Source organism: Nocardiopsis sp. NPDC055824, assembly GCF_053616335.1.
This window is the reverse complement of sequence record NZ_JBSHDN010000237.1, coordinates 1-9,230: the sequence shown is the minus strand read 5'-3', so window position 1 is coordinate 9,230 and position 9,230 is coordinate 1. Positions and strand designations below refer to the sequence as shown.

The window sequence follows — 9,230 nt, the reverse complement described above, 5'->3', positions numbered from 1 at the left end:
CGGTGGGGGTGGGGCCGGCCCCACCCCCACCGGTCGTCCGGGGTCAGGGCGCGGCCTCGACCAGCAGCACCTCCAGGGTGCGCGGGCCGTGCACCCCCTCCACCCTGTTGAGCTCGATGTCGCTCGTGGCCGAGGGGCCGCTGATCCACGTGAGCGGCCGGGCCGGGTCCAGCAGCCGCACGGCCTGCGGGACGCCGTCCACCACCTGCTCGGCGCGCACCACGCACAGGTGGTAGTCGGGCACCAGGGTGATCGCGCGCCGCCCCTGGTCGGGACTCCCGTCCAGGACGATGGTGCCGGTCTCCGCGATCGCCACGGAGCACCCCGTGACCACGCCGTCCACCCCGTTCAGGTCCCCCACGGACAGGGGCTCCTCCCGGGAGTCGGGCAGCCGCTCGGCCGCGGCCCCGTCGAACCACGCGTCCGGCACCCCCGGAGGGGCCACCACCCGCTGCGCTCCGCGCCGGTCCAGGGCCGCCGCCACCTCCGCCGCCACCCGGTCGGCGGGGACCCGGCGCACCTGCGCCTTGTAGTCGCGCAACCGGTCCTCGAACACGTCCAGGGTCGGGCCCGCGGCGTGGCTGTCCGCGAAGCCGCGCCCCGGCGCCCGCACCGCGGGCTCGTCGGAGGGCACGTCGGCGAGCGCCGCCCTGACCCGGCCGAGGATCCGCTCCCTGCTGCTCGGAACGGGGCCCCGCGGCCCGCCTCCGGCGGCCCCTCCCCGTCCCGGGGTCCGTCCCGTCCGCGATGCGCTCACCGCTGCCCCTTCCCACGCTTGTTCCACCACGAGCGGAAGGACTCCGCGGGGACGTCCGGGACGTCCCGGGTGTCCGTCCACTCCCCGGCCGTGCCGGGCAGGTGCCCCGGCACCAGGTTGCGGCCCAGCCCCGCCGCGCGCTGGGCGGCCCCCAGGGCGCGCGAGGACGAGAAGACCGCCTCGGCGCCCGCCATCAACGCCTTCTCCCCCAGGTGTCCCCTGCCCGCGGAGACCTCCTCGCGCAGGTGCACCAGCACCTCCGGGATGTCGATCGCCACCGGGCAGACCTCGTAGCAGGCGCCGCACAGCGACGACGCGTACGGCAGCGCCTCGTCCACCGCCGAGGACATCCCGCGCAGCTGCGGCGTGAGGATCGCGCCGATCGGTCCCGGGTACACCGACCCGTAGGCGTGGCCCCCCGTGCGCTCGTACACCGGGCAGGTGTTCAGGCACGCGGAGCAGCGGATGCAGCGCAGGGCCTGGCGGCCCACCGTGTCGGCCAGCACGTCCGTGCGGCCGTTGTCCAGCAGCACCAGGTGGAACTCCTGTGGGCCGTCGCCCGGGGTCACCCCGGTCCAGGTCGAGGTGTAGGGGTTCATCCGCTCGCCGGTGGACGAGCGCGGCAGGAGCTGCATGAACACCTCCAGGTCCGACCAGGTCGGCACGATCTTCTCGATGCCCACCACGGAGATGAGGGTCTGGGGGAGGGTCAGGCACATGCGCCCGTTGCCCTCCGACTCCAGCACCACCAGCGTCCCGGAGTCGGCCACCGCGAAGTTGGCGCCCGAGATCGCGGTCCTGGTGCGCAGGAAGCGCTCGCGCAGGTGCAGCCGGGCCGCCTCCGCCAGGGCGCGGGGGTCGTCGGTCAGCCCCGGCGGGGCCGGGGTCCCCCACTCCGCCATCTGGTCCAGGAAGATCTCCCGGATCTGGGCGCGTCCCAGGTGGATGGCGGGCACCAGGATGTGCGACGGGAGGTCGTCGCCCAGCTGCACGATCAGCTCCGCGAGGTCCGTCTCGTAGGCGGTGATCCCCGCCTCGGCCAGCGCGTTGTTGAGCTCGATCTCCTGGGTGGCCATCGACTTGACCTTGACCACGTCCGTCTCGCCGGTGGCCTTCACCAGCCGGGTGACGATCGCGTTGGCCTCCTCGGCGTCGGCGGCCCAGTGCACCCGGCCGCCCGCGCGGGTCACCGACTCCTCCAACTGCTCCAGGTAGCGGTCCAGGTGGCGGAGCGTGTGCTCCTTGACCGCCGCCCCCTCCGCGCGCAGCAGCTGCCAGTCGTCGTTCAGCTCGCCGACCACGGACGCGCGCTTGTCGCGGATCGTGTGCGTCGCCCTGCGCAGGTTGTGGCGGGTCCGGGAGTCGTCGACGGCCGCCCTCGCGGCCTCGGGGAAGGGCGGTATGCCCAGGAACGTGGCGCTCATCGGGTGACGGCCTCCTTCGCGGCGGGTGCGTCGTCGGGGGCGGGCCCGGCCGAGCCGCCCTTCTCGGTACTGGCCAGGATCTCGGCGATGTGCGCCACCCGCATGCCCGACCGCTGCCGGGACAGGATGCCGCCGATGTGCATCAGGCAGGAGTTGTCCACCGCGCACAGGACCTCGGCGCCGGTCTCGACGGCGTGCCGTGCCTTGTCCGCGCCCATGGCGGAGGAGACGTCGCCGTTCTTGACCGCGAACGTGCCGCCGAAGCCGCAGCACTCGGTGGCGCCCTCCAGCTCCACCAGCTCCAGGCCGCGCACGGCGCGCAGGAGCCGGTAGGGGCGGTCGCCCAGGCCGAGCATGCGCAGCCCGTGGCAGGTCGGGTGGTAGGCGACCTTGTGCGGGTAGTAGGCGCCCACGTCGGTCACCCCGAGCACGTCCACCAGGAACTCGGTGAGGTCGTACACGCGCGGGGCGAGGCCGGCCACCTTGCGGGACAGGCGGCTGCCGCCCGCGCCCAGGCGCGGGTAGTTGTCGCGGATCATCGCCGCGCAGGAGCCGGAGGGGACGACGACGGCGTCGGCGCCCTCGAAGGTCTTGACGAAGCGCACGGCCAGCCGTGTCGCCGGTCTGCGGTACCCCGTGTTGTAGTGCATCTGGCCGCAGCACGTCTGGTCCTCCGGGAAGACGACCTCGTGGCCCAGCCGCTCCAGGAGCCGCACCACCGCCCGTCCGGTGTCGGGGAAGAGTGTGTCGTTGACACAGGTGATGAAGAGTGCGATCCGCATGGGCCTCCCTCGAGCCGCCCTCCAGGGGTCGGCGTCCCGCTCGCCACGAGCCTTCCAGTGGTCCGACCACTTTTGCACACCGGAGGAAGTGCGGCAAGAACAGGGGGGTTTATCGGTGTTGAGGGAGAGTCTCAGGCAGGATTGGTACGATCACTTTTCGGTGGTGTGGCCCGGGACACGTGTCGGAGCCGGGCGGATCCGTTCCGGGCCACCGGTGCTTCCCGGGCCCCGCCGGTCCGGCCGGGCGGTCCCGGCGGGTTTGCTCGCCGGCGGGCCCGCTCCCGGCGGGGAGGGGCCCGCCCCCGCCGGGAGCGGCGTACGGGTACCCCGGTCCGCCGGAGGAGCCGGTGCGCGGACCTGCCGGGCCACGGGTGCGGACCGCGGCGCGTACGGGCTACACCAGCTCCGGGACCACGGCGTACACGGTCGGGTCGGTGTGGCCCCCGGCGGTCAGGGCGTCGTGGCGCAGGATGCACGTCCCGCAGGTGCCGCAGTGCGAGGGGCCGGCGGAGTAGCACGACCACGTCAGCTCGTACGGCACCCCCAGGCTCCGGCCGATCTTCCCGATGCCCGCCTTGCTCGTGCGGGAGAAGGGGGTGTGGACGGTGACGGTGCCGCTGGTGGACAGCAGCGCGGCCGTGTTGACCGCGGCGATGAACTCCGGCCTGGTGTCGGGGTAGACGTCGTGGTCGTCGGCGTGGACCGCGGTGACGACGCGGTCGTGCCCCAGGGTCTGCGCGATGCCCAGGGCCGCGAAGACGAACGTGCCGTTCCTGGACGGCACCACGGTGACGCCGGTGGAGTCGGCGCCGCCGTCCCCGTACACGCCGTTGGAGTAGGGGCCGCTCGGCACGTCGATGGTGGGGTCGGTGAAGGAGGAGCGGAGCTTGGCCCCCCAGGAGGAGAGGTCGATGAAGTGGTAGTCCACGCCGTAGTGCTCGGCCAGGCTCCTCGCCGACTGGATCTCGGCCGCGTTGCGCTGGGAGTAGTTGATGTTGAGGACCGCGCCGGCGCGTCCCTCCTGGGCGGAGAGGGCCAGGGCGGTGGCGGAGTCCATGCCGCCGGACAGCAGTACCAGGTCGCTCATTGCAGATCTCCCTTTCGGTTGCCTTCGTCGGTGCGGGTTCAACGGTGAGAGGGGGAGTCCCGTGGGGCCGCCCCGGCACTCCTCGTGCGGGGCCTCGGTGGTGTGCCGCCCGGCTCTGTCCGCCGCCCGGGGTCGGGCGGACGGAGGGCACGGGGCCGGCGTCCGGCACAAGGGGCCGGCCCGGTGGCGGCGGGGGAGCCCGCGGACGCCTGCCGCGGGGGTCGGCGGGCAGGCGGTCGGGTCGGACACGGTGTGTCACCACCTGTGGCGACGGGCGGGCTCGGGGCTCGGGGGCAGGTGGACCGGGGCCGTGTCAGGACGGCAGGACCGTCTCCCGGTGCGGGGTCCGCAGGAGGGAGCCGGCCCACGTTCTCGATGCGGGCCTGCGCGGGCCCGCCGTGGGACCGTCGCCGCTCGCGTCCGGGCGGTGGGCCGGGCCATGGGTGCGCCGGGCCGCATCATCGGCGGCACGAGCGGCGGGCACCCGGCACAGGTGAGGGATCACGGTCGGCTCCAAGCATCCTTGGCGACACTGCTCCCAGTTGAGCAGATCCGGATCCGTCGTGTGAGGGGTTTCGCGGAACCCGGTTCGCACGTCGCGGGGGAGTCCGCCGGATGTACCGCGTCGCTGGACGGGTCCCCGGCCGTCGTTCCAGGAGAGCCCGTCCCGGCGCCCACGGCGGCGCCCCGCGGCCCGGCGCCCGAGGTTCGCCCCGGCGGAGAGCACGGTATCCCCCAGGGCCCCGGCCGCGACAGGACTTGCTGCTCCATTCCGACGAGCGCCGAATGGTCGGACCACTCTGTCGTGAGGAGAAGCAAGTCGAGGAAATAAGCTGGTTTTTCGGCGGAGAGCAATGATGTATCAGAAAATTGGTATGATGAATCGCCCGTCAAAGGGAACGGTGCGGCAGCCTCTCGGAGTCCGGACCGGACCCGGACACCGCCCGGAACACAGCGAGGGGCGCCCCGCGAGGGCGGTGCGCCAAGGCCCGACGACTTGGAGAGATCCGTGCCCCACGATCCCGGCGGAGAGCGCACGCCCGTCACCCAGAGGGCCGTCGAGCGGATCAAGGCGATGATCGCGGGGGGCGAGGTCGGCCCCGGCGAGCGCCTGCCCACCGAACGCGACCTGGCGGTCCAGCTCGGGGTCTCCCGCAGTTCCATGCGCGAGGCCATCCGCGCCCTCACCACGCTCGGTGTCCTGGAGGCCCGCCACGGGGCGGGCGTCTACGTCACGGCGCTGCGCCCCGCGGACCTGCTGGAGACCTTCTCGGTGCTCGCCGAGGTGTCCCAGGGGCAGACCCTCCTGGAGGTCCTCCAGGTGCGCCGGATGCTCGAACCCGCCGCCACGGCCCTGGCGGCGGCGCGGGCCGACGCGCGCGACCTGGAACGCATCGGCGCGCTGCTGGAGCGCATGGACGGCTCCGACGCCATGGACTGCGCGGGGGCTCCGGGGGGCGCGGCGCCGGAGGGCGGCACACGCCCCCGCCGGGAGTCCCACGACGGGGGCGTGCTCGACACGGCCGGCGCGGACCTCGGCTTCCACCAGGCCATCGTGGCCAGCACCGGCAACGCCACGCTGGCGGCGATCGGGGAGGGCCTGTCCTCCCGCACCTTCAACGCCCGCGTGTGGGCCGGGCACCGTGAGGCCGGTCTGAGCGCCGCGCTCCACGAGGACCACGAGCGCATCCACGAGGCCCTGGTCGCGCGCGACCCCGACGCGGCCAGGGCCGCCGCGACCGTGCACGTCCTGCGGGTGGAGCGCTGGCTCCGGGCCGACCTCGCGCAGGGGGACGGGGCCGGAACCCGAACGCGGGCGCCGGGACGGTGAGGGGACCACCGCCGGCGCCGGGGGGCTCAGCCGTCCCCGTCGCGGATCCCGTCCGCGAACTCCTCCGCCCCGAGCACGCGCGTCAGGTCCTCCCCGTCCGGCGCCCGGTCCTGCTCCTCCGCCGGTTCGGGGGCCTGCTCGGGGACCTCCTGGCGCAGTTCCGCGCCGATGCCGAGGGCGTCGTGGTCCTCGAGCTCCTCGATCCGGAGGCCGTGCGGGTGGTCCGACAGGTACTCGGCCACCGCCGTGTCCTGGTCCGCCGCGCCCACGTCCATGTCCGCGTCCACGTCGTCGATGTCGCTCTCGTGTCCGGGCGCGGGGTCGAAGGGCCCCACGCCGGACCCGTCGGGTCGTCCTGTCACCGGCCTCCCCCTCGCTCTCGTGGTCCCTACCCCTGATCATGCCTGGTCAGGGCAGGGGATGCCAGAGGGGCGTGCGGACCGGGGACCCGGCGGGGACGAAGCGGTCACCAGGGCCGGAACGCCGCGTGGTCACGGACGGTAGGATTTGGCGCTGTTGTCCGAGATGACGAACGGAGTCCCCTCTCCCGTGACCGTGCGCGACCGGGTCCGAACGATCGTCGACGCCTCCTGGTTCCAGGCGAGTGTCGTCACCCTCATCCTGATCAACGCCGTCATCCTCGGCGTGGAGACCTCCCCCCGGGCGATGGCGGCCCACGGCGAACTCCTCCGCGGTATCGACATCGTGATCCTCGCCCTGTTCGTCCTCGAACTGGGGCTGCGGGTCTACGCCCACCGGGCGGAGTTCTTCCGCGACCCCTGGAGCTGGTTCGACATGGTGATCGTCGGGATCGCCCTGCTGCCCACCTCCGGGCCGTTCTCCGTGCTCCGGGTGCTGCGCGTCCTCAGGGTGCTGCGGCTGCTCTCGGTGATCCCGTCCCTGCGGCACGTCGTGTCCGGCCTGTTCCGGGCCCTGCCCGGCATGATGTCCATCCTCTTCCTGGTGATGCTGCTGCTCTACGTGTCGGCGGTCATGGCCACGCGGCTCTTCGCGGACGACTCCCCGGAGTACTTCCGGGACCTCCCCACCTCGCTGTTCACCCTCTTCCAGATCGCCACCGCCGACGGCTGGGGCACCATCGCCAAGGACGTGATGGAGCACACGCCGATGGCCTGGGTGTTCTTCGTGGTCTTCGTCCTGGTGTCCACCCTCGTCGCCCTGAACCTGTTCATCGCCGTCGCCGTGGAGGCGCTGGAGAAGGACGACGGCGAGGAGAGCGGGGACGGCCCCGGGGACGGGCGGGGCGGCCGCGCGGTGCCCGACCCGGACGACGGCGGCCCCGACCCGGGACACGCGATGATCATGGCGGAGCTCCGGACGCTGCGCGCCGAGGTGGCCGAGCTGCGCCGGGAGCGCCAGGAGGTGTGACCGCCCGCGGGGGCCGGTCCCCGCGGCGCGCCGTCTTCCGGCCGGGGCTGTGGAAAGCCCCGGAAGCGGTGGTGTTCGTGGCAGGCTAGGGCTGTGCGCCGGACGCCTTCGGACGGTTCGGCGGCACAGCCGCACGGTGGGGGCGGCACGCGGACCCGGCATCCGTGCGCCGCCGCCCGCACCTGACCGCACGGACGACGAGGAGCGACCGGATGTCTGCCAGCACACCCCTCCCTCGCACCGGGGACACCGGAGAGGGGGCCGCCCCGGGCCTCCCCCTGGACCGCAGGGGGGAGTGGACCGCGCTGGGAGAGCACCGCGCGCGGCTCGGCCCCGCCCACCTGCGCGAGCTGTTCGCCGACGACCCCTCCCGGGCCGGGAGGTACACGCTCGACGTCGGCGACCTGCACGTCGACTACTCCAAGAACCTGGTCACCGACGAGACCCTCGGCCTCCTCGGCGCACTGGCCGCCGCCACCGGCGTCGCCGACCTGCGCGACGCCATGCTGCGCGGCGACCACATCAACGTCACCGAGGGCCGCGCCGTCCTGCACACGGCCCTGCGCGCGCCCCGCGGGGCGGTCATCGAGGACGACGGCCACGACGTGGTGCCGGAGGTGCACCGGGTCCTGGAGCGCATGGGCGCCTTCGCCGACCGCGTCCGCTCGCGCGAGTGGCGCGGCCACACCGGCCTGCCCGTGCGCCGGATCGTCAACATCGGCATCGGCGGCTCGGACCTGGGCCCCGCCATGGCCTACGAGGCGCTGCGCCCCTACACCGACCGGGGCCTGGAGTTCCGGTTCGTGTCCAACGTGGACGGCACCGACCTGCACGAGGCGCTGATCGACGCGGACCCGGCCACCACGCTGTTCGTGGTCGCGTCCAAGACCTTCACCACCGTCGAGACCATCGCCAACGCCACCGCGGCGCGCGGCTGGCTGCTGGACGGGCTGGGGGAGAAGCCCGGCGGGGACGCCATCGCCAAGCACTTCGTCGCGGTGTCCACCAACACCCCCGCGGTCGAGGCCTTCGGCATCGACACACGCAACATGTTCGAGTTCTGGGACTGGGTGGGGGGCCGCTACTCCTACGACTCGGCCATCGGCCTGTCCCTGATGGTGGCCCTGGGGCGCGAGCGGTTCCAGGAGATGCTCGCCGGGTTCCACCTGATGGACACCCACTTCGCGACCGCCCCGGTGGAGCGCAACCTGCCGTTCCTGCTCGGGCTGCTGGGCGTCTGGTACGGCGGCTTCCACGACGCGCAGAGCCACGCGGTCCTGCCCTACAGCCACCACATGTCGAAGTTCACCGCCTACCTCCAGCAGCTCGACATGGAGTCCAACGGCAAGTCCGTGCAGCGGGACGGGCGCCCCGTCGCCTGGCAGACCGGCCCCGTCGTGTGGGGCACCCCCGGCACCAACGGCCAGCACGCCTACTTCCAGCTCCTGCACCAGGGGACCCGGTTCGTGCCGGCGGACCTCATCGGCTTCGCCAACCCGGCCCCCGACCTGCCCGAGTCCCTGGTGCCCCAGCACGACCTGCTCATGGCCAACCTGTTCGCGCAGGGGCAGGCGCTGGCCTTCGGCAGGACGGCCGAGGAGGTCGCCGAGGAGGGCGTCGCCGCGGAGCTGGTCCCGCACCGCACCTTCGAGGGCAACCGCCCCACCACGACGATCCTGGCCGACCGGCTCAGCCCGTCCGTCCTGGGCCAGCTCGTCGCCCTCTACGAGCACAAGGTGTTCGTGCAGGGGGCGGTCTGGAACATCAACTCCTTCGACCAGTGGGGCGTGCAGCTCGGCAAGGTCCTGGCCAAGCGGGTCGAACCCGCGTTGAGCGAGGGCGCCGACGTGACCGGCCTCGACGCCTCCACCGCGTCCCTGGTGGAGCGCTACCGGTCCCTGCGCGGCAGGTAGGGCCAGGGGAGCGGATCCCGTCTCCGCCTGCGGGAGGGCCCCATCCC

8 protein-coding genes are annotated in these 9,230 nt (G+C 73.5%); 3 read left to right on the top strand and 5 right to left on the bottom strand.

The window, feature by feature from the left end:
- Positions 1-43 precede the first annotated feature (43 nt).
- From ACWGL3_RS28615 to ACWGL3_RS28600, 4 genes are all read right to left on the bottom strand, one after another.
- Entirely contained in the window at positions 44-667 is a 624-nt protein-coding gene (locus ACWGL3_RS28615; RefSeq protein WP_267950340.1) for a LutC/YkgG family protein, read from the bottom strand.
- An 86-nt stretch (positions 668-753) separates the two neighbouring features.
- Positions 754-2,181, bottom strand: a complete 1,428-nt coding sequence (locus ACWGL3_RS28610) for a lactate utilization protein B (RefSeq protein WP_267949412.1) — start codon at positions 2,179-2,181, stop codon at positions 754-756.
- On the bottom strand, positions 2,178-2,963 hold the full coding sequence (locus ACWGL3_RS28605; protein WP_267949413.1) for a (Fe-S)-binding protein: 786 nt from the start codon (positions 2,961-2,963) through the stop codon (positions 2,178-2,180). Before ACWGL3_RS28605 ends, ACWGL3_RS28610 begins: the two co-directional genes overlap by 4 nt.
- A gap of 394 nt (positions 2,964-3,357) precedes the next feature.
- Positions 3,358-4,050, bottom strand: a complete 693-nt coding sequence (locus ACWGL3_RS28600) for a 7-cyano-7-deazaguanine synthase (RefSeq protein ID WP_267949414.1) — start codon at positions 4,048-4,050, stop codon at positions 3,358-3,360.
- A 1,075-nt stretch (positions 4,051-5,125) separates the two neighbouring features.
- Here ACWGL3_RS28600 and ACWGL3_RS28595 point away from each other — a divergent pair.
- Entirely contained in the window at positions 5,126-5,881 is a 756-nt protein-coding gene (locus ACWGL3_RS28595; protein WP_452462011.1) for a FadR/GntR family transcriptional regulator, read from the top strand.
- A 26-nt stretch (positions 5,882-5,907) separates the two neighbouring features.
- On the opposite strand, the gene ACWGL3_RS28590 is transcribed toward ACWGL3_RS28595, so the two are convergent.
- Complete coding sequence (locus tag ACWGL3_RS28590; protein WP_267950342.1) at positions 5,908-6,156, bottom strand: hypothetical protein; 249 nt, start codon at positions 6,154-6,156, stop codon at positions 5,908-5,910.
- Positions 6,157-6,430: 274 nt separating this feature from the next.
- Here ACWGL3_RS28590 and ACWGL3_RS28585 point away from each other — a divergent pair, with 274 nt between their 5' ends.
- Both ACWGL3_RS28585 and pgi read left to right on the top strand, forming a co-directional pair.
- The gene (locus tag ACWGL3_RS28585) at positions 6,431-7,270 is read left to right on the top strand and encodes an ion transporter (protein ID WP_267950343.1); all 840 of its coding nucleotides are present in this window, start codon (positions 6,431-6,433) and stop codon (positions 7,268-7,270) included.
- A gap of 212 nt (positions 7,271-7,482) precedes the next feature.
- Positions 7,483-9,183: a glucose-6-phosphate isomerase gene (pgi, locus tag ACWGL3_RS28580; RefSeq protein ID WP_267949415.1), complete on the top strand. Its 1,701-nt coding sequence runs from the start codon at positions 7,483-7,485 to the stop codon at positions 9,181-9,183.
- Positions 9,184-9,230: the final 47 nt, after the last annotated feature.

Coding starts and splice junctions, on each gene's coding strand:
- ACWGL3_RS28610 (WP_267949412.1), bottom strand. CDS start 2,181: ATGAGCGCCACGTTCCTGGGCATACCGCCCTTCCCCGAGGCCGCGAGG.
- ACWGL3_RS28605 (WP_267949413.1), bottom strand. CDS start 2,963: ATGCGGATCGCACTCTTCATCACCTGTGTCAACGACACACTCTTCCCC.
- ACWGL3_RS28600 (WP_267949414.1), bottom strand. CDS start 4,050: ATGAGCGACCTGGTACTGCTGTCCGGCGGCATGGACTCCGCCACCGCC.
- ACWGL3_RS28595 (WP_452462011.1), top strand. CDS start 5,126: ATGATCGCGGGGGGCGAGGTCGGCCCCGGCGAGCGCCTGCCCACCGAA.
- ACWGL3_RS28590 (WP_267950342.1), bottom strand. CDS start 6,156: ATGGACGTGGGCGCGGCGGACCAGGACACGGCGGTGGCCGAGTACCTG.
- pgi (WP_267949415.1), top strand. CDS start 7,483: ATGTCTGCCAGCACACCCCTCCCTCGCACCGGGGACACCGGAGAGGGG.